17 protein-coding genes and 1 riboswitch are annotated in these 24,281 nt (G+C 37.3%); of the genes, 7 read left to right on the top strand and 10 right to left on the bottom strand.

Annotated elements, in window-relative coordinates; genetic code table 11:
• The first annotated feature begins 665 nt into the window (after positions 1–665).
• Positions 666–2,183, top strand: coding sequence for a glycine betaine transporter OpuD (gene opuD / locus ACQKNI_RS14090; protein WP_088229894.1), 1,518 nt, complete (start codon positions 666–668; stop codon positions 2,181–2,183).
• Positions 2,184–2,755: 572 nt separating this feature from the next.
• Here opuD and ACQKNI_RS14085 read toward each other — a convergent pair.
• From ACQKNI_RS14085 to ACQKNI_RS14060, 6 genes are all read right to left on the bottom strand, one after another.
• A complete protein-coding gene (locus tag ACQKNI_RS14085) occupies positions 2,756–4,057 on the bottom strand; it encodes a glycosyltransferase family 2 protein (protein WP_088229893.1) in 1,302 nt (433 codons plus the stop codon).
• The gene (locus tag ACQKNI_RS14080; RefSeq protein ID WP_427282439.1) at positions 4,054–4,809 is read right to left on the bottom strand and encodes a diguanylate cyclase domain-containing protein; all 756 of its coding nucleotides are present in this window, start codon (positions 4,807–4,809) and stop codon (positions 4,054–4,056) included. The genes ACQKNI_RS14085 and ACQKNI_RS14080 overlap by 4 nt, the downstream gene beginning before the upstream one ends.
• 260 nt (positions 4,810–5,069) lie before the next feature.
• Entirely contained in the window at positions 5,070–6,281 is a 1,212-nt protein-coding gene (locus ACQKNI_RS14075) for a NupC/NupG family nucleoside CNT transporter (protein WP_088229891.1), read from the bottom strand.
• 365 nt (positions 6,282–6,646) lie between these two features.
• On the bottom strand, positions 6,647–8,365 hold the full coding sequence (locus tag ACQKNI_RS14070) for an SH3 domain-containing protein (RefSeq protein ID WP_088229890.1): 1,719 nt from the start codon (positions 8,363–8,365) through the stop codon (positions 6,647–6,649).
• A 211-nt stretch (positions 8,366–8,576) separates the two neighbouring features.
• Positions 8,577–9,461: a D-amino-acid transaminase gene (locus ACQKNI_RS14065; RefSeq protein ID WP_098252732.1), complete on the bottom strand. Its 885-nt coding sequence runs from the start codon at positions 9,459–9,461 to the stop codon at positions 8,577–8,579.
• A gap of 506 nt (positions 9,462–9,967) precedes the next feature.
• Positions 9,968–11,896 (bottom strand): LTA synthase family protein, encoded by a 1,929-nt coding sequence (locus ACQKNI_RS14060; protein ID WP_427282438.1) that lies wholly within the window; start codon positions 11,894–11,896, stop codon positions 9,968–9,970.
• 546 nt (positions 11,897–12,442) lie between these two features.
• Between ACQKNI_RS14060 and ACQKNI_RS14055 the strand changes: the two genes are divergently transcribed.
• Both ACQKNI_RS14055 and ACQKNI_RS14050 read left to right on the top strand, forming a co-directional pair.
• On the top strand, positions 12,443–12,808 hold the full coding sequence (locus tag ACQKNI_RS14055; RefSeq protein WP_088229885.1) for a YkvA family protein: 366 nt from the start codon (positions 12,443–12,445) through the stop codon (positions 12,806–12,808).
• A 50-nt stretch (positions 12,809–12,858) separates the two neighbouring features.
• Positions 12,859–13,350, top strand: coding sequence for a metal-binding protein (locus ACQKNI_RS14050; protein ID WP_088229884.1), 492 nt, complete (start codon positions 12,859–12,861; stop codon positions 13,348–13,350).
• 118 nt (positions 13,351–13,468) lie between these two features.
• On the opposite strand, the gene ACQKNI_RS14045 is transcribed toward ACQKNI_RS14050, so the two are convergent.
• A complete protein-coding gene (locus tag ACQKNI_RS14045) occupies positions 13,469–13,786 on the bottom strand; it encodes a DUF4870 domain-containing protein (RefSeq protein ID WP_406911529.1) in 318 nt (105 codons plus the stop codon).
• A 929-nt stretch (positions 13,787–14,715) separates the two neighbouring features.
• On the opposite strand from ACQKNI_RS14045, the gene ACQKNI_RS14040 reads away from it, so the two are divergent.
• From ACQKNI_RS14040 to thiC, 3 genes are all read left to right on the top strand, one after another.
• Positions 14,716–15,846 (top strand): RNA-guided endonuclease InsQ/TnpB family protein, encoded by a 1,131-nt coding sequence (locus tag ACQKNI_RS14040; RefSeq protein WP_427282437.1) that lies wholly within the window; start codon positions 14,716–14,718, stop codon positions 15,844–15,846.
• Between the two features lie 151 nt (positions 15,847–15,997).
• Positions 15,998–17,659 (top strand): L-lactate permease, encoded by a 1,662-nt coding sequence (lldP, locus tag ACQKNI_RS14035; RefSeq protein ID WP_088232937.1) that lies wholly within the window; start codon positions 15,998–16,000, stop codon positions 17,657–17,659.
• 71 nt (positions 17,660–17,730) lie between these two features.
• A riboswitch (TPP riboswitch) is annotated at positions 17,731–17,846 on the top strand.
• Positions 17,847–17,958: 112 nt separating this feature from the next.
• Complete coding sequence (thiC, locus tag ACQKNI_RS14030) at positions 17,959–19,719, top strand: phosphomethylpyrimidine synthase ThiC (RefSeq protein WP_098882963.1); 1,761 nt, start codon at positions 17,959–17,961, stop codon at positions 19,717–19,719.
• Positions 19,720–19,821: 102 nt separating this feature from the next.
• Here thiC and ACQKNI_RS14025 read toward each other — a convergent pair whose 3' ends face one another.
• The 3 genes from ACQKNI_RS14025 to cydA form a co-directional block, all read right to left on the bottom strand.
• Positions 19,822–21,180, bottom strand: a complete 1,359-nt coding sequence (locus tag ACQKNI_RS14025) for an arsenic transporter (protein WP_088232939.1) — start codon at positions 21,178–21,180, stop codon at positions 19,822–19,824.
• A gap of 315 nt (positions 21,181–21,495) precedes the next feature.
• Positions 21,496–22,521 (bottom strand): cytochrome d ubiquinol oxidase subunit II, encoded by a 1,026-nt coding sequence (locus ACQKNI_RS14020; RefSeq protein ID WP_088232940.1) that lies wholly within the window; start codon positions 22,519–22,521, stop codon positions 21,496–21,498.
• Positions 22,514–23,869 (bottom strand): cytochrome ubiquinol oxidase subunit I, encoded by a 1,356-nt coding sequence (gene cydA / locus ACQKNI_RS14015; protein ID WP_098253513.1) that lies wholly within the window; start codon positions 23,867–23,869, stop codon positions 22,514–22,516. Before cydA ends, ACQKNI_RS14020 begins: the two co-directional genes overlap by 8 nt.
• Positions 23,870–24,123: 254 nt before the next feature.
• On the opposite strand from cydA, the gene ACQKNI_RS14010 reads away from it, so the two are divergent.
• Complete coding sequence (locus tag ACQKNI_RS14010; RefSeq protein ID WP_000283175.1) at positions 24,124–24,273, top strand: hypothetical protein; 150 nt, start codon at positions 24,124–24,126, stop codon at positions 24,271–24,273.
• The last annotated feature ends 8 nt before the right edge of the window (positions 24,274–24,281 follow it).

Here is a 24,281-nt window from a genome sequence, read left to right as displayed (position 1 = left end):
TTGCGTTTGTTTTCGTGTCCTCATTATAGCAACAGATTTTTTCGGATTTAGGGAAAACACACAATTACAAACCATTCGTAATAAGTCGTTAACATCTTGTAATATAGCAAAAAATATAAGGAAGCGTTTTTCATTCTATGTGATTAGTAGGTTTCTAGTTATATTCAAAATATTTAATGCAACATATTTTTTTCGGCGTAAATAAAAATATTACGATAGTGTTACATGATGTTTACTAAACGATTACATTCCTTGAGTATTTTACCGTTTTATGGGTAATATAGTTATATAAACATAAACATTTCGTTTGTGAATCTATAAACATGTGCTATATACTAGCAAAAAAACCGCATAATTGTTACAAGAGAAAAGGGTTGCAAGGAAGGAATTTGCCCTTTTTTACATCTGTAACACACCCTTTTTTGGGAAAATACATTCCCATCCGCATTTTTCTCGCACAATTTGACAGCAGTATTTCTATCTTGTAGCTCTTGCAGAGTGAAAAGGTTATACGGAAGGTAAGGCTGTCCATAAGAATTCTAATTGGTGAAGGTGAAAGTAAGAGAATTGAAAGAAAATCACCGCAAAAGTTATAGTTTTCTATCCGATTTAACATATCGGAATTTATGTTATTTACAAAAGTTAAACCTACGAAGGGGGATTTGATGAGGAAACTGACAAAAACATTCATCGTTTCATTAACATTATGTATTGCATTTACAATTTGGGGGGCTATTCCCGAATCTATTATTGGAAAAGGTAGCCTAGGAAATGTAACAACTGCAATTCAAACTGCGCTAGTTAGTAAGTTTGGATGGTTTTATATTATTTCTGTTTCTATTATTTTAGGTGTATCTATCTTTTTAATTGTTTCGAAATACGGTTCTATTCGTTTAGGTAAAGATGATGACGAACCTGATTATAGTTATATGACATGGTTTGCTATGTTATTTAGTGCCGGTATGGGTATCGGTTTAGTTTTCTGGGGCGTTGCGGAACCATTAAACCATTTGTACGCACCTCCGTTTGGAGAAGGTGGAACGGAAGAAAGTGCGCGTCTCGCACTGCGTTTTTCATTTTTCCACTGGGGATTACATCCGTGGGGACTATATGCGTTTGTAGCGTTATGTATTGCTTACTTTACTTTTAGAAAAGGAAAAGCAAGTACGATTAGTGCGACAGTAGGTTCGTTATTTAAAGGCGGGGAACATGGGCGTATTGCTCATACATTTGATGTTTTAGCTGTTTTCGCGACGGTGTTTGGTGTTGCGACGTCATTAGGTCTTGGTGCAAAACAAATTGCAGGTGGTGTTAGTTATTTAACATCTATCCCGAATTCATTAACGACACAGTTAGTTATTATTGCAATCGTAACCGTTCTTTTCATGTTATCTGCACAAACAGGTCTTGATAAAGGGATTAAATATTTAAGTAATACAAACATTATTTTGGCATTTGCACTTATGATTATTGTATTATTTGCAGGTCCAACAAACTTTATTATGAATTATTTCACTTCAACAATCGGTTCTTACATTCAAGAATTGCCAAGTATGAGTTTCCGTTTAAGTCCATTAGATGAAGGCGGAAATCAATGGATTCAGTCATGGACCATTTTCTATTGGGCATGGTGGATTGCATGGTCACCATTCGTAGGTACGTTTATTGCACGTGTTTCAAAAGGGCGTACTATTCGTGAGTTTGTTATCGGTGTGTTACTTGTACCGACCGTAATTGGTGCACTTTGGTTCTCTGTTTTTGGCGGAACAGCTATTCATATGGAGTTGTTTGGTGATGCACATATCTTCGAGAAAGTGAAAGAGATGGGAACAGAAGTAGGATTATTCGCTATGTTTGATCAGATGGGAAGCTTTGGATCAGCTTTATCTGTTCTAGCTATTCTTCTTATTTCGACATTCTTTATTACATCTGCAGATTCTGCGACATTCGTTCTAGGAATGTTAACGACACATGGCAGTTTAAATCCGCCAAACCGTATTAAATTAGTTTGGGGTCTTGTATTAGCTGCGTTAGCTTCGATCCTATTATATGTTGGTGGATTAGAAGCCTTGCAAACGGCAGCTATCATTGCGGCGTTCCCGTTCGTATTTGTTATTTTCTTTATGATGGCATCATTATTTAAAGAGTTACAAAAGGAAGGTCGTATGAAGCGACATAAATAATAGAAGGAAAAGGGCTGATTTTATATCAGCTCTTTTTTTGCATAGAAGTGATTTTTATTATAATGAAGGGAAATAAAACTCATTATTATATAAGTAGTATGCCTTTTATACAAATAAAAAACGATACATTTCGACAATATTCGATATCTTTCAAATTCTATTTGCATTTTTGACAAAAAATTGTCGGAAATGTGTTGTCACGTTTATGTATATGTGCTATATTATTTCCTGTAAGCGATTTCAAATAGTTTTAAAGCGTATTCAAGGGGGACATCTAGAATAATGAAACGTTACGAAAGAAAGTGGAAGCATATTTGTTTGAAACGTGTGGCACATCGTAGTGTCCAAGAAAGCACGGAACCTAAGACTGAAACGCGCAAAGAACAGCAAGAGAAGCAATTGGTTCTACAAAAATAGCAATCACTTTTTCGTATATAAATGAAGGTCGATCGTTCGTTGGGGGATGGACGTGAAATTACTTTCAGCTAAGGGGTATTGTCTGATATATAAGTTATACGGCAATAAATAAGCACAGAGCATACGGCGCTCTGTGCTTATTTTTAATGTGCTGTTTATTTGTCTTTTTTGAATCGAACTGTTTTATCCCAGCCAATGACTTGTTTCTTACTCTTTGCACGTAAGTATAAGATTAAACTGCGAATGAATAAGTACGTAAAGAGCTGTGCGTACGTAAAGTACATGATGACACTAATGAAAATATTAGTCGGTGTAAAGGTTCGCTCAACACTTTGGGCACTAAATAATTGCGAAACATATGTAATATACGCAACGTACCACATAAATAATAGCGGGATACTATATTGGATCTGGAATATCCCAAGTAATCCAATTATAAACCAAACGTTTGAAATGATTAGGAATAGCCAAAATACGACATACACTAAAACTTGCTGTAAGGAATGGACAAGAAGTTTTCCCTTAAAGAAGCTTAAGGAAGAAAACATTTTTTCTAAAATGTATAAATTTCCTTGGAGCCAACGCGTACGTTGTTTAATAAGAATTTTTAAATGCTCAGGTTCTTGTTCCCATGTAATCGATTCTGGAACGATTGGTAAGAGATAGCCTTTTTGTGTAATTCGTAATGTTAATTCAGCATCTTCTGCAATTGCATAAGGGTCATAGCCACCAAGCTCTTCTAATGCGGAGCGTCGAAGAAGCATGTTCGTTCCTGTTAGGGAACCTGTTTGGAATAATAACCAGCGCCCAGACTGCATAAGGAGCTGGAAGATTTGGAATTCTAGTGAAATCATTCGCGTCAGCCAGTTTCTCTTTTCATTTACTGTACGAACGTGTCCAACAGCCCCAACAGCATCCCGGGTTGTTTCGGCGTGTTCTACAAGCATTCGCAAGGCATGTGGTTCAGGCTGATTATCTGCATCGTAAACACAGAAATATTCACCATCGGAAATACTAAGACCGTAGTTTAATACACGTGATTTCCCTTTCGGTTCACCGGGCGGGACACGAATGTGACGAATATGAGCATAAGCTTTGTCAAAGTCATCACCAATTTCAGGTGTTTCGTCTTGCGAGTTATCGTTTAGTAAATAAACGGTCAGTTTTCCTGGATATTCGATCTTTGCCATTGCCTCTAATGTATCTTTCATAACGACACCTTCGTTATGAGCGGGTATTAAAATATCGACGCTTGGATAATGTTCTAGCGTACGATCTTTTCGTTTAGTATTTCGGTGAACTAAGCCTGCGATTGTTAAGAAAGAGTAGTAAACGAGTAACCCTGAGAATAGAAAAGCTGTAAAGATTAACACATACTTAATGGAGAATGTAATGCTAATCCAAAAGACAAGTACACAAAACAAAAGAAATAGTAGGAGCATAACGAGTGTCATCATAATACTGTCGGTCCTTCGGTAGCAATGTGTTTTCGTGTCATTTTAATATCTTGAATTGCTTGATTTGCAAGCCATTTCTCCATTTTTGGCTGTAGACGGTTCATTACGATATCTGCACCGGCATCATTTGTATTTTGTAATAAAATGACTAACGTGTCGTTGTCATACTCGGCAGCGAGGTCAAAGTCAGTTCGTACTGTTTCAACTAATAAGGAAGCTACACGGTCCATAACACTTTCTTTCGTATATTTACTAAAGGAAGTGAAATCAAAATAAATAATAATGCCTGTTTCATTACGACGCTTCATTGCAGTTATTATTAATGCTTGTCGTCTTTCAAATTCTTGTCTCGTTAATAATTTCGATTCTCCAATGTATTGTTCCAACTCTTTCACGCGTGCAGTTAAATTTCTATTTTCGTGAATGACCTTCTTTAATAAGTGGGTTGATATATAAACAATGAAGAAGTTAGCTGCCATCAGGAAGTGGGTAATGATATATTCCCATTGGTGTGATGTACTCCATAAGTGAAGCCATGCTTCATAAAATAAATAGAATACGGAAATGATAGTTCCGAGTATGAAGAAAACAAATGCTGTTTTATCAGCTAAGAATAGGAATAGTACATTTACAATTACATATATAATTGTAAAAATGAGCGCATGCTCATATTTTGTTATATGTACAGTAGTAAAATAAAATACAATTTGTAAAATCCACATAGATAGGATTTTATAGAACTTATCTTTCACAAAGCTTTCCTCCTTAAAGGTAATTCATACAAGGACACTTGTAGTATGTGCAATTATTAAGAATTAGACTATAAATCCTGTTCAATAGAACAATAACAAGTAATATCCTTTTTTTTTGCAAGAAAAAATAAACAGACTTACTAATTATTGTATCATATTGTCTATACATCTAGATATGGATAATATGTAAAAAATCCGCCTCTTTAAAAGAGGCGGATTTATGTGAAAATGTATCCCGCTATTCGCGGGCAGCCTTCACTTTATAGGAACATCATACCTGCAACTGCTGCATTTAAGAAGTTTGCTAATGTACCAGCGATAACTGCTTTAATCCCTAATTGTGCAATTTGTTTACGGCGAGTAGGAGCTAATGTTCCTGTTACACCTAATTGAATTGCGATAGAAGAGAAGTTTGCGAAACCACAGATTGCGAATGTTAAAATTAGGTTTGTTTTTGCAGAGAACTCTGCCATGTGTGGCCCTAAGTTTGCGTATGCAACGAATTCGTTGATTGCAAGTTTTTGACCGATAAAGCTTGCCGCTTGTATAGCTTCATTTGGAGAAACCCCGATTAAGATTGCAAATGGTGATAGTAAGTAACCGAAGATTAAATCAAGGCTAAGTTTAATATCGAACCAAGAACCAACCCATCCTAATAATCCATTTAATAAAGCGATTAATGCGATGAAAGCCATTAACATTGCTGCTACGTTAATAACAAGTTGCATACCTTCAGATGCACCACGTGCAGCTGCATCGATAACGTTTGCGTCTTCACGTTCTGTAGAAAGTTCAACGTTATTATCTACTTGTTCTGTCTCTGGCATAATTATTTTTGCAATTAATAAACTTGATGGAGCTGCCATAATTGCTGCTGCTAATAAGTGTTCTAACGGAATTCCCATTGCGGCATAACCGACAAGAACTGATCCGGCAACAGCTGTCATACCACTTACCATAATAGTGAAGAATTCACTGTTTGTTAAGCGTGCTAAGTAAGGTTTGATTAAGATTGGAGCTTCAGTTTGTCCTAAAAATACAGTTGTTACTGAGTTTAAGCTTTCTGCTTTCGAAGTTCCAAGAAGTTTACTTAATGCACCACCAATGATACTAACGAATTTCTGCATAATACCGAAATGATATAAGATTGCAACTAATGAACTAATAAATACAATTGGAAGTAGTGCTTGAATCACGAAGATAAATCCCCAAGGGCCTTTTGCGTTGACTAAATCCCCAGCAACGAATCTAATTCCCTCGTAAGAAAAATTAATTAATCCTTGAACGCCGTCAGCAGCGTATTTTAAAACTGCTTTACCAGCATCCCATCTTAATACAATAAATGAAAATGACATTTGTAATGCTAGCGCGATTAAAATTGTGCGCCAATTAATAGCTTTGCGGTTGGAAGATAGTAAGAAAGCAATTGCTAATACTCCAATCACGCCGCCAATTCCCCATAAAAGATTCATGCAGTGTATGCTCCTTCCTCATAGTAAAAAAAGTGTATAAACCAGTTGTCTATACTTTTTCGAATATAACATCTTAAGTAACTTATCATAATGGACATCGGAGGTCAAACGTCTAACGAAAAGTTTAAATAAAAAGAAAATTCATCAAAAAAACACATATAAAATAAATTGTCATGAAATAGGTTATGTTTTTTATGAAAATATATACATTATGATAACGTTATGGATTATTTTTGTAGAATATGGTGTATGAAATGGGAAAATAGATGCATTATTTTTGTAGAGAGAAGATAGGGAAAGGGGGTAATGAGGTGAACGTATAACAAAAAGCCTTCTAGTAATCTAGAAGGCTTTGAAAATACAACTTAAGGTGCTTTCGTATAACCTAAGAAGTGCTTGCTCCAATAAGAGTTACTTAATGAAGCGATTGCTACACCTTTATCTCCGGATTGGATAAATGATCCCCCACCAAGGTAAATACCCATGTGAGAAGGACCTGATTTATAAGTGTCTTTGAAATAAATTAAGTCACCTGGTTGTGGATTTGAAGTTTTTTGTAGGCTGCTCCAATATCCTGCAACACTTTGACGACTAATGTTATGACCAAATTTCTTAAATACGTGATAGATGTAACCACTGCAGTCAACACCGTTAGCAGAAGTACCGCCCCAAACGTATGGTACGCCTTGCATTGATTTTGCGTATGCAAGTAGAGAAGAACTGTCACCGCTATTTGTATTGTTATTGTTTTGATTGTTGTTATTTTGATTAGAATCGTTGTTAGGCTTGTTATTCGCTGCACCGCCCACTGGTGTTTTAGATAGAAAACGTGTTCCGATGTAACCAGTTTGACCGTTGTAGTTAATTTTACTCCATCCAGAGTTTTCAGAGATTACTTGAACCTTCTGTCCTTGTGGAAGTGCGCCTATGATTCTATAATTTGTGCCTTCACCGCTACGTACGTTTAATGCAGAAGCATTAATGTAGTAGTCACCAATTGCTTGGCTAGGTTGTTCAGGTTGTTTTGGCTGTTCAGGAGTAGTAGTGCCACCTTTAACGAATTTTACAAACTCGCTACTAACAAAGCCTGTTTTTCCTTGATAGTTCACTTTAAACCAACCGTTTTCAGATCCAATTACGTTTAAAGTAGTACCGTTTAACACGCCACCAATTACGCTATGGTAAGTAGCAGGGCCCGTACGAACGCGTAGAGATGTTGCGTTAACAACGTATGTACCACCAGTTTGAACGGTTACATTATTATTTTGTTCTTGGTTGTTTCCTTGTGTAACGTTGTCGTTAGAACCGCCTTTTGTTACATAGTCTTTGCTTACGTAAGCAGTTTGACCTGCATAATTGATTTTGAACCAATCTTGAACTTCGCCAACGACTTGTACTACTTGTCCTTTTGTAATAGAACCTACAGTAGTATGAGAAGTACTAGGGCCTGTACGAACACGAAGAGAAGATACATTTACTGTATAGTTTCCGCTTGCTGGTTTTACAGATTCTTGGTTGTTGTTTGAAGAACCTGCATTAGAAGAAACACCAGATACGAATTCGCCACTTACGTAGCCAACTTGTCCATTATGATTGATTTTTACCCAACCATTTTCTTGACCAATCACGTTTAACGTTTGACCTTCATATACACGTCCTGAAACAGAACTAGAAGTGTTAGGAGCTGTACGGACACGTAATACATCAGCAGTAACTTTATTTTTTCCACCTGTTGCACTTACATTGGAATTGCTTGCGCCATTTTTTGATACAAATTCACCGCTAACAAAGCCAGTTTTTCCATTGTGGTTAATTTTGAACCAGCCATTTTCTTCGCCAATCACGTTTAAAGATTGACCGTTATAAACGCGTGAGATGATGTCGTGAGAAGTACTTGATCCTGCGCGTACATGTAATACGCTAGTGTTCACCGTATAAGATGAGTTGTTTGATGCAGAAGCTTGGACAGCTTGCGTAGCAGCTTTTTGTGTATTTTGTTCAGGGGCAGCTTGAACACTATCGAGTGTAGGAGCTGCTCCTCCTGCTACAGACACTGCCGCAAGACCGGCAAGGTATTTTTTCATAATTTGTCGATTCCTTTCTGTCTGTAATGTAGTGAAGAAATATTTACCAACTGTTAAAAATTCTAAAGAGCATGTCGATTACTGTCAAGACTTATGCGGGAATCTGAATATGACAAAAAGATTACAAGAAAAAATCAAGGTATGAATTCCACACCTTGATTTCCATTTAAATACATATATTGAATGTAGAAAGGATAGCAATTATTCGTGTTTAAGAAGATGACATGTTGGATTGTAACAAACTTTGAGAAAAGGATCTTTGTAGCATTTTTGTGATAGGTCCAACTTGACCATCTTGAATCGCTGTTCCATCAAGGTGAGTCATCGGTAAAATTTCAATTGTAGTTCCTGTAAAGAAGCATTCATCTGCTTGATACACGTCACGAACACTGAAAAGTTCTTCTTGTACAGGAATACGAAGGGTTTTCGCTAAAGAAAGGACATATTGACGAATAATACCGTTTAAAATAAGGTGATTGGCTGGATGTGTGTACAGAGTGCCATTTTTGATTAGAAAGAAATTAGAACAACTTCCCTCCGTTACAATACCATTTCGTACAAATAGTGCTTCTTTACAGCCTTTGCGCTCCGCTTTCGTAGCAGCGAGTACATTTGGTAATAAATTTAATGATTTAATGTCACAGCGGAGCCAGCGGGAATCTGGTTCTGATATAGCACGTACACCATATTCAATCCATAAAGCTGGTCTTTCCTTTTTTGTAATATAGGCATAGATTGTCGGAGGAGCGTCATATGAGAATGCGTGAGTACGAGCTTGTACACCGCGAGATACTTGCAAATAAATGGTTCCATCTTCGTGGAAATTATTACTTTCAATGAGCTTGTAAAGTAATATGATGAGTTCTGCTTTTGAGAAAGGGAGAGATAATTCTATTTCTTCCATGGAACGATATAATCTTGTTATATGCGGATCTAATAAATGAAAGTTCCCTTTGTATAGGCGAATCACCTCATAGACACCATCTCCAAACTGCAAGCCTCTTTCTTCAAGTTCTATGTACGTTTTTTGCTTTGTTGTATCAATAACTGCATCATTCCAAAGTACAAATCTTTCATATGCCAATTGTCGTCCCATCCTTTCATAAGTACATAAGTAACATGAAACTTTCATTCGGAATAAAAGTCATGATAGTCATTTTTATGTGAGTAATTCTTTACATATGACGTATATGTATTGATAAATCGCAAAGAAGTAGTGGTAATTTATAGCATTTTGTATATATAAATTCGAAAATAAGAAATAAGAATCCTGCTTTTGAATAAAAAAAAGCAACATTCTTATGGAATGCTGCACAAGGAGGGTAGCTATCTTTCATAGGGACATCGTCTCATGGAATGTTTTGTGTAAGGAAACAAAACATTGTAAAAGACAATGATAAGAAAATAGAAACAAACGATTTACATATTTCATTAAGGGATCTTAGTAAAGATGAGAGATAAGAAATATATAGAACCTCGTTTACATATTTTATTATAGAGATGCTCCATTAATTTCGTGTGAATATTTGGTAAAGGTTATGTAATTTTAAAGTTAATGCATATAAGAGGAAAGAGAGAGGAATATAAAAAAAGAGGCTGAGATTACTCAGCGCTCTTCTTTTCTTCTTTAATAGCTGTTTTTACTTCACCAGTTTTGATCTTGTTACTGTCTGAGAAGCGAAGTAAGTCACCTTCAATGATCTTGTCAGACATGTGCAATTCATTTTGGGCACGATCAATTAGTGGTTGAGCTTCTTCTTTCGGTAATTGTACGACTTCACCTGTGTTACGGTCGTAGAATGTATTGTTCGTGTACATGTACTTATCTGTAACGAAGCTACCGTCACGAAGAACAACGAATCCTTTATTGTCTGGTGAGAATACATCATGACCGAATTGAATTTGATTCGTAGAATCTACACCAAGTAAGTTTAGAATTGTTGGTTTAATGTCAATTTCACCAGTTGGTTTTGAAATTGTTTTACCTTCTTTTTGACCTGGAACGTGAATAAACATCGGTGTTTTTTGTAAGTTCATATGGTCAAATGCAGTAATTTCTTCTTTTCCTAAGAACTGTGCCATCGCACGGTTATGGTTTTCAGAAATACCGTAGTGGTCACCGTAGAATACGATAACAGAGTTGTCGTAAATGCCTTCTGCTTTTAGACGCTCAACAAAGTGTTTCAGTGCTTCGTCTAAATAACGAGCAGTTACCATGTAACGGTCAAATACGCCATCACCAGAATTGTACTCATCGATTAATTTCGTACTGTCGTCATAAGTGAATGGGTAATGGTTTGTTAAAGTAAGGAAGCGAGTATAGAATGGTTGCTTTACTTCTTTTAACATATCGATAGATTGATCGAAGTATTCGATATCTTTTAATCCCCAGTTTAATTTTGTTTCTGGCGTAATCTTGTAGTCAAGCTCGTTGTAGTAACGATCATAACCAAGTGCCGGATACATAATGTTACGGTTCCAGAACGTTGCGTTGTTTGCGTGGAATACCGACGTGTGATACCCTTGCTGACGTAAAATTTCTGGAGTTGCTGTGTATTCGTTGTTACCGTGTGTGAAGAATACAGCACCACGGTCTAGTGGATATAAAGAAGTATCTACTAAGAATTCAGCATCAGATGTTTTTCCTTGCCCAGTTTGATGGAAGAAGTTATCGAAGTAATAACTTTCTTTCGCAAATTGGTTTAAGAATGGTGTAACTTCTTGTCCGTTAACTTGTGCTCCAATTAAGAACGTTTGTAATGATTCAAGAGAGACAACAATTACGTTTTTCCCTTTTGCAGTACCAAACATATTTGGATCTGGTTTACTTTGTGTCGTTTTCACATAGTTTTCTGCTTCTTGCAATTTACTACTATCAGCAAACGCTTTTTGTGAACTTGATTTTGCTTGTAAGCCAAGATCGTATACTTGGTGTACATATAGTCCTAAGTTTTTAACTAGCATAACGCGGTCGAATGAACGTGTTAATAGTTCTGGACGCTCGGCTTCTGCAAGTCCTAGGTTTGCGCAGAAAATAGCAATTGTTGATACGAAGTATAAAGAACGCATCGGGCGTGCTACACGCTCTGTCGGTGCAAAATCTTTCTTCTTCTTCAATAGAATGAAGAATACGATAATATCCGCAAATGCAAGCATAATTTTGAAGCTAAATAATTCTTTCACACTAGAACCTAAACTTCCGAAATTAGACGTTTGTCCTAGTACTGGTAAAGTAACGAAGTCATTGTAGAATCCGTAGAACATTACGTTACCAACAAGGATGAACGTTAAGATAAAGTTAATTCCAAGTGCTATATAGTTACGTTTTTTCCCTTTTGCAAATAATGCAAGGCCCACAAACAGTAATGATGCTGCTAATGGACTAATGAATAAAATGAATTCTTGCATGAAAGATTCAAGTTTTAAATCAAAGCTTGTGCGTGTAATGATGTAGGTTTTTAGCCATACAGTCAAAGCTACCAATAAAGTGAAACGCACATGTTGAAATTGTGATTTCATGGTTTCTTTCATTCATTTCCACCCTTTCTCTATCAGGCTTGGTCGATTTTGGAGCGAAAAATGTTAAAATAAAAAATACATAGTTTTCTTGGCCATAATTAGAGTTTCTATATTCACCCATATACGACTATAACTATGCATACCCTTTTAGTTTCTTGTGTTGCTCATAAGCATAACGTCATTTCTGTATTATACAACAAAATTCATTTCTGAGAAACACTATAACATTTTACATTTTTTGTATGTGTTTTGTTACTACCAGAGAAAACTTTAACATTCGTTTATATACCCGTCAACTAGAAAATATAACAAAGATGGAACAAAGTGTTAAGTGAAAGTGAAAATTTTCATGGTTGAGAAATAAGAAATGAAGATGGGTAAGTGGTTGTCTAGAAAACTATTATATGAAGGAAAATATGTAAAAATTAACGAACACTTGTTCTTTTTGTCTTTGTTTGTTACAATGAAAATTCATTGATAGATTATGTGTAATTTTGATGAACTTTTACTGATATCATATTGTAGCTTATTTTTTTGAAAAAATAGGGAGGCTTTTATATGGAACAAAAATTTTCAGTTGAAGCGTTTTGGAAGAAAGTAAAACATGTTGCAAAGCAAGCGGGGCAGTCGGTTATTTATGCAAGTTTATTATTGTTTTATGTTTTGCAAAGACCCGATGTTCCAAAACGAGTGAAAATGATTGTAATTGGAGCACTTGCTTATTTTATTGCACCGATTGATGCTATCCCAGATTTCCTTGCTGGAGTTGGTTATACGGATGATTTAGGGGCGTTAATGGCCGCGCTATTACAAGCGTCGTTATACGTCAATGAAGATGTGAAAGATAAGGCACGAATGAAGTTGGCAGAATGGTTTGGTTCGGATATAGACACATCATTTATCGATCAGAAATTAGATCAATAGGTGAGAACTGTCATATGGTGACAGGGCGAACGTAAGCGAGGAAGTGCATTATGCCATCAGGAAAAACGCATACGAAAATAAACTTAATATCCCTTCCGGTTGTTTTGTTTATGCTTTTTTCGTATGGATTAACAGATTTCGATTTTTTATTAACTTTTGCAATTGGCTTTTTAGTGGGCACTTCATTTTTAACACCAGATTTAGATACGTATAGTAATGCGTACAATAAATGGGGATTCCTACGTATATTTTGGTACCCGTATAAGAGGATAATGCCGCATCGTTCCTTTTTTACACACACGATTATACTTGGTGATATTATTCGTATCGCATACATGTTAATTGTGTTTTCTCCGTTTTTATTCCTATTAAATGTAATCGTACTTGACGGGAATTTAATAGAAATGGCGAAGAAACATGAGGTTGAACTTGTAACGTTCGTAATGGGAATTGTGGTGGCGAGTACGCTCCACATTATAGCGGATAAAGTGAACACGCGCCGAAAGAAAATGATGAGAAAAAAGAAGAAACGCAGAAGATAAAAAAACCGTCCCAAAAGGTATTTTGGGACGGTTTTTTTCTTATTAATAAGTCGGTTATCGATGAAATTTCATTTATCATCGTGCGATAGTGCCTTTTTAATCAAACGTTTGTTTAAAATTAAGCTTTCAGTATTTTAATACCTTTTACGATGTTCCAAATGAAGTAGTGTAAGCTAATAATGCCACAAATACATAAGACAATCATTGCTCCAATTCCAAGTGTTACGTCTGGTCGATCCGATCCGATACCCATAATTCCTAGAATAATAAATCCAATAAATGACGCGATGCTTGGAATGATGTGTGTCCATAGAGCGCGTTTTGCGTGTGGTTTTGTTTCAGAATCGCCCACAATCCACACGATAATAGGGAATAAGATAGGGGCAAATAATACACTAAAGTATGATAAAGCTGCTAATATTTTGTTTCCGTTCATATATATCACCTCATAAATAATGTCCGTTGTTATACCTTTATTATGCAGGAAATGTAGCGGGCTTCCTATCGATGAACATTACAAGAACATGACGTTTTTGTAAGATTTCTATGTTAAATAATAAAATTTTCAAAAAAATCTTTTTTGAAAGAAAATAATGTGCTAAAGTATAAATGAAAGTTATCGAAAACGTTTTCTTAAACGTTTTTTATTTTTTGGCTAAAAGGTATGATGACCTGATAGTCTATTGATGAGGTTATTCTATTTAAAAGGGGATTCTTTAGGGGGTAACTAACTGTTACGATTTATTTAACCAATTATAACGAAAGTTAATTAAATATATCAGTAAGCCCTGCTAGTCAAGTGATTGGCTAGTAGTGAGGGTTAACTGCGGGCAATCCCTAAAGCTGATTGAACTACAACGTGGCTAGAAATGGCGAGCGTGAATGTTGCGAAAGCAGAAAAAATCAATCAGATCGTGCAAGGTTAAACCCTAAACACTAGAACAATGGGTCTTCCGCCTCGAATCATCTAAGTCAAAAGTGATAAGATGAACGTTCAACGACTATCTCGTATAACTGACGAGAGTACATCACAAGCCTATGGTGATGGAAAAATCCTCTATCTCTAAAGAGATAAACATATAGTCTGCGCTCATGTGAAAACATGAGAAGTTCATAAGAGAACTGGCTAAGGAATTGCGCCCTTAGTTGAACGAGATACATTTAATTAAATCTATCAAAACTCATTGAATCTATCGAACGTACGTGCTATGTTAGATTCAATGAGGTAAGAATAATAATGAAGTTTTTACGAGTTAGTCAAGTATCAGAATTAACAGGTTTGCATCCAAGTAGTCTCAGGAGAACGCTGGTGGAACACGCTACGATTCAGAAGAACAAATCTTTCATTAAAGGAGTTACATTCTGATGATATTGGCGAAGAAAGTTAGACTAATTCCAACGCCTGAAGAAGAAAAGGTGCTTAGAAATCATGCTGGCGCTGCAAGATTCGCTTATAACTATTGTAAAAGAATGAGTGATAGATACTATAAGCTATTTGGAAAATCTGTTTCACAGTTAGCTTTACAGAAACGATTTACAAAGATCAAGAAGCGAAAGAGATATGAGTGGTTAAAAGACATTAATGCACAAGTTCCTAAACAGGCTTCAAAAGATTTTGATACGGCTAGAAAAAATTCGTTCAAAAAGTACAAAAATGGTTCTCACACTTCTTATAAATCCAAAAAAGATTTGATCCAAGGATTTTATGCCAATTATGAAAGACTGATTATAGGAAAAAAAGTCGTTCATATTCAGTCTATTGGAGAAGTGAAAACAAGCCAACAACTACCAAGAAATAAAAAACCATCCAATCCAAGAGTTACCTTTGATGGTCGTCACTGGTGGATTAGTGTGGGATTCCAAGAAGACTTTGAATCACAAGAACTAACCAATGAGTCAATCGGTGTGGATGTTGGTTTAAAAGAGCTGTTTGTAGCTTCTAATGGTACGAAAGAACGAAATATAAACAAAGACGCCAAGGTTAAAAAGCTTTTGAAAAGGAAAAAGTCAGCGCAAAGAGATATGTCTAAGAGATTTAAAAAAGGTGTGAAAATTCAATCTGCCGGATATGAAAAAGCGAAAGCGGAGCACCTGCGGTTATCTAGGAAAATTATGAATATCCGAAATAACCATATCCATCAAGCAACAGCTAAATTGGTGAAAACCAAACCAATGAGGATTGTTGTGGAAGACTTATCTATTTCAAACCTGTTAAAAAACAAAAAACTATCGAAAGCATTTTCATTTCAAAAATTAAACTTCTTCTTTCAATGTTTGTCATACAAGTGCGAGAAGTACGGCATTGCGTATGTAAAAGCTGATAAATGGTTCGCTTCAAGCAAGATTTGCTCATGTTGCGGCGTTAAATACGACCATTCAGTTCAACCAGAAGGACAGTGGAGTGTAAAGATTCGTGAATGGCGTTGTGCTTCATGCAATAGTTATCACGATAGGGATGTAAATGCTGCGATAAATTTATCAAGATGGGTAAAATAAATGCTTGATAATAGGAGGTAACGATACTGCCTCGTGTGGAGTGTTATACCCCTCGTCCCTTTGGGGCTGCGAGAACACGATGAAGCACTAACTTGTATAAATTTGATTGAATTGTATAGATTTAGTTAAGTTTATCGTATCGGAGAGAACAATGAACACATGGACACAAGTTTATGATCCGTTCGGCAACATTTGGATTTCGGCGGCGGTCGCACTTATTCCGATTATCTTTTTTTTCTTAGCTTTAGCAGTTTTCCGCATGAAGGGGTATGTGGCAGGATTTATTACAGTTGTACTTACGATTTTAGTAGCGTTATTCGCTTATAAGATGCCGTTCACGATGGCGATGGCAGCGACCGGATACGGTTTCTTATACGGATTATGGCCAATTGCTTGGATCATCATTATGTCGGTATTTTTATATAAAATTTCTGTGAAAACGGGTCAATTCGATGTGATTCGTGCATCTGTATTATCTATTACAAATGATCACCGTTTACTCGTTATTTTAATCGGATTTTCATTTGGAGCATTTTTGGAAGGAGCAGCAGGGTTTGGGGCCCCAGTAGCGATTACGGCGGCGCTTCTTGCAGGTCTTGGATTAAATCCTTTATATGCAGCTGGTCTTTGTTTAATCGCAAATACGGCGCCGGTAGCGTTCGGGGCAATGGGAATTCCAATTACAGTTGCTGGACAAGTAACAGGTATTGATCCGCATAAAATCGGACAAATGGCTGGACATCAGTTACCGTTCCTATCATTATTTGTTCCGTTCTTTATCGTATTTTTAATGGATGGATTTAAAGGTGTAAAACAAACTTGGCCTGCGTTATTTGTAGCGGGTAGTTCATTTGCAATTACACAATTCATTACAGCGACATTCTTAGGACCAGAACTTCCGGATATTACATCAGCGCTTGTAAGTTTAGTAAGTTTATCGCTATTCTTAAAAGTTTGGCAGCCGAAAGAAATTTATCAATCGAAGCAAGCGGATGGTGAAGTAGCAGCAGCAACAACTACGGCAGATATGCCGAAACTAACAGTAGGAAAAGTAGTAAAAGCATGGTCTCCGTTCATTATTTTAACTGTAATGGTAGTCATTTGGAGCCAAAGTTTCTTTAAATCGTTATTCGCTCCGGGGGGCGCATTAGAGAGTCTTGTATTTAAGTTTGAGGTACCAGGTTTACACAATTTAGTAATGAAGGCGGAGCCAATTGTAAATAAACCGACGCCTTACGAGGCAATTTTGAAGTTTGACGTAGTATCAGCAACAGGAACAGCAATCTTAATTGCTTGTATCATTTCTATCTTTATTTTGAAAATGAGTGCAAAAGATGCAGTAGCGACATTTAAAGAAACGTTAAACGAACTTAAGATGCCAATTCTATCAATCGGATTCGTATTAGGGTTTGCCTTTATCGCAAACTATTCTGGTCTATCTTCTACACTAGCATTAGCACTAGCTGGAACTGGCGGATTATTCCCGTTCTTCTCCCCATTCTTAGGGTGGATTGGCGTATTCTTAACAGGTTCCGATACGTCAGCGAATGCACTGTTCTCGAATTTACAAGCAATTACAGCGCAGCAAGTCGGTGTATCTGAAGTACTTCTCGTTGCAGCAAATACAACGGGCGGTGTAACAGGGAAAATGATTTCTCCGCAATCGATTGCAATTGCTTGTGCGGCAGTTGGACTTGCTGGAAAAGAATCAGACTTGTTCCGCTTCACGGTGAAACATAGTTTGTTCTTCGTCATTATTGTTGGTATTATGACGTATGTTCAAGCATATTATTTAACGTGGATGATTCCATAAGTGACAAAAGAAATAAAGTTTGCATTTTTCGGATTATCGTGTATGATGGGAAAGTATTGAAAATTAAATCAGTGATAAACTAGGGGTGCCTAACGTATGCGTAGGCTGAGAGAGAAGCGTGTGAACTTCTTAACCCTTTGGACCTGATCTGGCTCGTACCAGCGTAGGGAAGTTAACGGCTTTACATAATGATGTCTTTTATGAGCCAGGTCCTTATTTTTTTATGGACCTGGCTCTTTTTATTTTGGCATGCGCTGGCCATATCTCGTCCTTGTCACGAACAGGGGGCAACAAAAGTTATGAAACAATCTGTTTCGGCTGAGCAAATTGAATTGAAATCGAGTTTACCAGGGAGTAAGAAAGTATATGTGGATGGACCGCGCGCAGGTATGAAAGTGCCGATGCGTGAGATTGAACAAAGCGAAACGAACGGCGTCCAAAATCCACCAATCCGTGTGTATGATACGAGCGGTCCTTATACGGATCCCGAGTATAAAGTGGAGCTGGAAAAGGGGTTGCAGGCGCCGCGCCATTCTTGGATCGTGGAGCGCGGGGATGTAGAGGCATACGAAGGGCGTGAGGTGAAACCAGAGGATGACGGTGTGAAAGTGGCTTCGAAACATACACCTGTTTTCCCGCAAATGGATCGCCAGCCGCTTAGAGCGAAGCAAGGTGCCAATGTAACGCAAATGCATTATGCGCGTAACGGTATTATTACGTCTGAGATGGAATACGTTGCGATTCGTGAAGGAGTAGAGCCTGAGTTTGTTCGTAAGGAGATCGCAGAAGGCCGTGCTATTTTACCAGCGAATATTAACCATCCGGAAGCAGAACCGATGATTATCGGGCGTAATTTCCACGTGAAGGTAAATGCAAATATCGGAAACTCTGCTGTATCTTCTTCTATTGCAGAAGAAGTAGAGAAGATGACGTGGGCGACTCGCTGGGGTGCAGATACGATTATGGATTTATCTACAGGTAAAAACATTCATACGACGCGTGAGTGGATTATTCGTAACGCACCGGTACCAGTTGGAACAGTGCCGATTTATCAAGCGCTTGAAAAGGTAAACGGAATTGCAGAAGATTTAACGTGGGAAGTGTATCGTGATACGTTAATTGAGCAAGCGGAGCAAGGCGTTGATTACTTTACGATTCACGCAGGTGTATTACTTCGTTACATTCCAATTACGGCAAAGCGTACGACAGGTATTGTTTCGCGTGGTGGTTCAATTATGGCGCAGTGGTGTTTATTCCATCATAAAGAAAACTTCCTCTATACTCATTTTGAAGAGATTTGTGAAATTATGAAGCAGTATGATGTTTCGTTCTCTCTAGGAGATGGATTACGTCCAGGGTCGATTGCAGATGCAAATGACGAAGCACAATTTTCTGAGCTTGAAACACTTGGTGAATTAACGAAAATTGCTTGGAAGCATGATGTGCAAGTTATGATTGAAGGACCTGGGCATGTACCAATGCATTTAATTAAAGAGAATATGGAGAAAGAACTTGATATTTGTCAGGGCGCGCCATTCTATACACTTGGACCGTTAACGACAGATATTGCACCAGGTTATGACCATATTACATCGGCAATTGGAGCTGCAATGATTGGCTGGTTCGGAACGGCGATGCTTTGTTATGTAACGCCGAAAGAACATTTAGGATTGCCAAATAAAGATGATGTTCGCACAGGGGTTATTACGTACAAAATTGCAGCACATGCGGCTGATCTTGCGAAAGGGCACAAAACGGCTCATCAGCGTGATGATGCACTTTCAAAAGCACGCTTCGAATTCCGTTGGCGTGATCAATTTAATCTATCTTTAGATCCTGAACGCGCGATGGAATATCACGATGAAACGTTGCCGGCAGAAGGAGCGAAAACAGCTCATTTCTGTTCGATGTGTGGACCGAAGTTTTGTAGTATGAGAATTTCACATGATATTCGTGAATATGCGAAAGAAAATGATTTAGAAACGACAGAAGCCATTGAAAAAGGGATGAAAGAGAAAGCGAAAGAATTTAAAGATACTGGTAGTCGTTTATATCAATAACACGTTACACCTCTTTACTTGATTGATCACACTGTAGTACCTAACTTAATTATATAGAAGAAGCCCCCTTTGCTAAGACGGTAGCAAAGGGGGCTTCTATTTTTATAAGGTGAAGAATAAGTGTACCCAGTAGTATAAGAGGAATAATGTGACGACGGTTGTGAGTGGGATAACGATGAGAGATACGCTTAAATAGTCTTTCCATTTCACTTTAATTTTGTTTTGTCTTAGTATATACATCCAAATGAGAGAAGCTAGCGTACCGATTGGTAATAATAGTGAACCGATGTCACTACCAATGATATTTGCGAGATAGATAGTTTTTAATGTGACTGGATCTAATCCCATTTCTGTTAATGTAATGGTACCAATCATAAGGGCAGGGTGATTATTGAAGAGGTTGGAGAGGATAGATACAAGTCCACCCATCGCAAAGCTTGCATAGAGTAGATGTTGATTTACAACTGGCTCGAGCCAATTTACAAGTGCTGCTGTTAATCCTGCATTGTGAAGCCCGTAAATAATTACATACATAGAGAAAGCGAAAATTAAAATGTGCCACGGTGTCTTTTTCAAAATATCGACTGGGTTTGTTCGTAAGTAGTACCATCTCCAAATGAGAAGAACGAGTGAACCGAGTACAGCAACAATTTCGATTGGGATCGATAAGAAGGATGCAACGAATAGAAGACAGCGCATAAGGAAGACGAAACCTAATACTTTTAACATAAATCTTGTACGTTTTTGTTTTGTATCAACAGAATTTTTTCCTTTAAGTGGATGGAAGTTCTTTGTGAAGAAAATTTCTTCAATATCATATGAAGAAACAGGTAATCTTTTCGGAAGTTTTTTCTTTAAAACTGTATACATAAGCCATGACATAAACAGTAGTCCTAATGTTGCTGGTACAAACATCATAGCTGTATGCATATAAAGAGTCATATGGACGATGTTTAATGCAATTAAGTTTACGATATTACTTACACCGATTGGTGCACTGGATGCAGTAGCGATTAAAGCGCCACTTAATAAATAAGGAATTTGTTGATGAGGCTTTAATTGAAGATTTCTTAGAAGAAGAATTAAAATTGGAGTTGTAATTAAAATACTGCCGTCATTATTAAATAAAAGGGTCATAAGGAAACATAGTAATTGAATATACCAGTATAAACGGTGACCGGATCCTTTTGCTAAATTCGCTAGTTTTGCTGCGGACCAATGGAAGAAGCCGAAGCTTTCTAATATAACCGCCATAACGATGGTCGCTAATATTGTTATGGAGGCACCTCCGATTTTACTTATAATGTCCATGACGTCTGGTTTTGATACAAGGCCAGTAATCAGGATAATACCAGCGCCAATTGCTGCTGGCCACGCCTCATTTAAACCACGAGGTCGCCAAAAGATAACAATCATCGTTAAGAAGAATACAATAATAGTAATCCATATTTCAGTACTCATATTTTGCCTACCTTTCTACTTTTCCTTGAACGAATGTAGCTTGTCTCAAGGTTTATATTGGTAGTATATTCAGTGAAAAATAAGAGGAACTAGACGTATAATGGAATGAAGTGAATATGTGTTTTTTATGCTATAGGACAAGTATCACGAGTAGTGAAATAACTATTGTGAGAGGAGTCTATAAATTTGGTGGACAGTCGGATAGTAAGTGGATTTTATATCGGCGTAACTCAAAATATACCAGCGATTTACCGATAAAACATGACAAGGGGAGTCTATCCCAAAATACCTCTTGGAACAGACTCCCCCACTATATTATTTTTCCTTTAAAAAAGTTCGATCCTTCAAGAATAAATTCCAGAAGAAAATGAATCCTGGGAGTAAAATTGCAATCCCAATTGCGTATAAAATAAGCAGTGCATAGAATGTTTCAGGTGTCGTAAAGCTTGTAAATACAGTTACGTCCGGGTAAATGATATACGGTAAATGGGCGATGCCGTAAGCGTAGCTTGCAAATCCATATTGAGCAACGACAGCTAAAACGGCGATGCGTGGAAATCCAAGTGTGTCGTACTTCTTGTTTGTCCACCAAAGTGAAGAGTACCCGATAACGAATAAAACGATAGAAACGGTAAACCATTGGAATTGCTTTATTAGCCCTTCCATAAGCCAGTGTGTTTCTGGGTCCATTACAACGAGGGCGATAATAGCCGTAACGAGTGTTGCAGGACCGAGTATGATGGCATTTCTTCTATAAATTTTATATGCATCTTCTGAACCTTGTTCTCTCGCAAAATCAGCAAGAAAGAGAGAGGATAGAAATAGTTCCGAAGTTAGTCCGAAGAGCATATAGCAATAAATAACAGGACTAGAAAGAAGTTTTCCATAAAGGAGTACTTCTTTTCCTTCCGACATTGTAATATAAGCACCTTCTGTAACAGGTAGAACGGTAATTAATAGAGCTGGAATTAAAAGCCCTGTAATACCTGAAATAATACGAAGAAGATGTTGGTATTTTGGCAGTGAATAAGCAAATACCATAAATGTACTGCGAATGGCAACGAGTATTAGAATGAGCATAACTGGTACGAACATAACGGTTGCTAGGGTAAAGGCTGCTTTCGGAAAGAAACCGAGAAAAGCGACAACAACAAAGACGAGAAAGGTATTGGTTACTTCCCAAGTGGGTGATAAGTATCGATTCGCAAGTTTCGCAGCAAGCGTTGGATGTTTCGCGTATACCATGCCCCAAAAACCAGCCCCAAAATCAATGGACCCTAATATACTATAAACAAAAATAAGAGCCCATAAGATGATGATTGCAATACTTTCCTCATGCACGAGAATCGCCTCCTTGGTTATGTAAATCATTCTTTAACGGGTGTTTCTTAAAGAATGTTCGTAGTACAAAGACGGTTAAAATAGCGAGTCCGATATATAAAATAATGAATAGAACAAATAAAGGACCGACGAAATCAGCACGTGTAGAAGCATCCATCGTCCGTTGCATCCCATAAATGGTCCATGGCTGGCGACCGCTACAACTGAAAATCCATCCGAACTCAATGCCGAGCATCATAACTGGCCCGCATGCGGCAGTGCTCCAAAGAAGCCACTTCGGTAACGCTGTCCCTTTTTTTCGATAAACAAAGTACCAATATAAGAGAGCGATTGCTGCAACTGCAAAGGTAAAGGAGGCAGCTCCGACCATTAAGTTGAAAAGTGTATGTGTATAAAATGGTGGCCACGTTTCTTGTGGGAATTCATTTAGTCCTTTTACGACAGTACTAGGATCGAGCCCTACTAATAAGCTGAGCAGGTTTGGAATTTCGAGTGCATAGTTTAGTTCAAGTGTATTCGGATCAACAACCCCACCAATTGATAAAGGAGCGTGCGATGTCGTTTCAAACAAAGCTTCAGCAGATGCAAGTTTTTCAGGTGAGTGCTTATGTAAGGCGATCGCCGATTCGTGTCCTGAAATCCACATCGTAGCACCTGTGATGAATGTAACGACAAGTCCTAATAGTAATCCTTTTTTATGGTAAGCAATTTCACGTTCGCTTACATTTCTCCTTAATAATTTAAATCCAGCGATAGAGGCAATGACAGCTGCCCCAGCTGCATAGGCCGTAATAACAACGTGGAATGCACTTGTGCCAAAGCTTGGATTAAAGAAAGCTTTCCACGGATCCACGTTAAAAACTGACCCATCTGGCCCCATTGAAAAGCCTGCAGGTGTATTCATCCATGTATTTGCTGATGTAATAAGCACGGCGGATGCCGTGGCACCAAGCATTACGAAAAAGAGTGATACTAATCTCATAAATGGAGGTAGTCTATCAGCTGCATATACGTAAATAGACATGAATAAAGCCTCTAGAAAGAAGGCGAAAATCTCAATTTGAAAGGGAACAGAAATAACTTGTCCAACAATTTTGGCAAAACCGGGCCACAGAAGTGAGATTTGTACACCGACAATGGTTCCAGTTGGAATTGCTACACCAAGAAGGATTGCAAATGCCTTTGTCCATCTTTTTGCCATAATGGCATAGTCGGAATCTTTCTTCCAGTGATAGAGTATTTCGCTTACGAAAATCATTAATGAAAGCCCGACTCCAAGTGTTGCAAAGATAATGTGGAATGCTAATGAAGAACCAAAAAATGCTCTTGCTAATGTTACGGTATCCATATGTAAACTCCTCTTCTTTTTTTACCATTATTTTCTGATTGAATTGGAAGATTTATTCAATAAACTGCCAAAAATATATGTGTATTTAAAAAGTGAATATGGTAATAAAGTATTAGAATATTCCAAAGAAAAAGAAATGAATATTTGATAATATTTTGTTTGTTTTTTGTTTAAGAATCTTTTATAATCTTTTATGCGAACGTGAGTTCTGTTTCCGGGATGAAGAAGTTTATGTGAAATGGAGATGGTGTTTTATGTATCCTGAAGTCATTAAAAAGATGGCATTTTCAAAAGAGCATAGAGATTTATTATTAAAGTTGTACAATAAAGAAATTACACGTCGTGAATATGATCGACTTGTGGAATCGCTATATAGACCTTCTAAAGAGGCTTACGAGGGATAAGGTGAGGG

It is taken from the genome of Bacillus sp. NPDC094064 (assembly GCF_050279585.1).
Taxonomy (GTDB): Bacteria; Bacillota; Bacilli; order Bacillales; family Bacillaceae_G; genus Bacillus_A.
The sequence above is the reverse complement of the archived record's forward strand: the minus strand, read 5'-3'. Positions and strand labels throughout refer to the sequence as shown.

What these genes read in the sequence shown, in the direction of transcription:
- opuD (WP_088229894.1), top strand. Translation starts at nt 666, where the DNA reads ATGAGGAAACTGACAAAAACATTCATCGTTTCATTAACATTATGTATT.
- ACQKNI_RS14085 (WP_088229893.1), bottom strand. Translation starts at nt 4,057, where the DNA reads ATGATGACACTCGTTATGCTCCTACTATTTCTTTTGTTTTGTGTACTT.
- ACQKNI_RS14075 (WP_088229891.1), bottom strand. Translation starts at nt 6,281, where the DNA reads ATGAATCTTTTATGGGGAATTGGCGGCGTGATTGGAGTATTAGCAATT.
- ACQKNI_RS14070 (WP_088229890.1), bottom strand. Translation starts at nt 8,365, where the DNA reads ATGAAAAAATACCTTGCCGGTCTTGCGGCAGTGTCTGTAGCAGGAGGA.
- ACQKNI_RS14065 (WP_098252732.1), bottom strand. Translation starts at nt 9,461, where the DNA reads ATGGGACGACAATTGGCATATGAAAGATTTGTACTTTGGAATGATGCA.
- ACQKNI_RS14060 (WP_427282438.1), bottom strand. Translation starts at nt 11,896, where the DNA reads ATGAAAGAAACCATGAAATCACAATTTCAACATGTGCGTTTCACTTTA.
- ACQKNI_RS14055 (WP_088229885.1), top strand. Translation starts at nt 12,443, where the DNA reads ATGGAACAAAAATTTTCAGTTGAAGCGTTTTGGAAGAAAGTAAAACAT.
- ACQKNI_RS14050 (WP_088229884.1), top strand. Translation starts at nt 12,859, where the DNA reads ATGCCATCAGGAAAAACGCATACGAAAATAAACTTAATATCCCTTCCG.
- ACQKNI_RS14045 (WP_406911529.1), bottom strand. Translation starts at nt 13,786, where the DNA reads ATGAACGGAAACAAAATATTAGCAGCTTTATCATACTTTAGTGTATTA.
- ACQKNI_RS14040 (WP_427282437.1), top strand. Translation starts at nt 14,716, where the DNA reads ATGATATTGGCGAAGAAAGTTAGACTAATTCCAACGCCTGAAGAAGAA.
- lldP (WP_088232937.1), top strand. Translation starts at nt 15,998, where the DNA reads ATGAACACATGGACACAAGTTTATGATCCGTTCGGCAACATTTGGATT.
- thiC (WP_098882963.1), top strand. Translation starts at nt 17,959, where the DNA reads ATGAAACAATCTGTTTCGGCTGAGCAAATTGAATTGAAATCGAGTTTA.
- ACQKNI_RS14025 (WP_088232939.1), bottom strand. Translation starts at nt 21,180, where the DNA reads ATGAGTACTGAAATATGGATTACTATTATTGTATTCTTCTTAACGATG.
- cydA (WP_098253513.1), bottom strand. Translation starts at nt 23,869, where the DNA reads ATGGATACCGTAACATTAGCAAGAGCATTTTTTGGTTCTTCATTAGCA.
- ACQKNI_RS14010 (WP_000283175.1), top strand. Translation starts at nt 24,124, where the DNA reads ATGTATCCTGAAGTCATTAAAAAGATGGCATTTTCAAAAGAGCATAGA.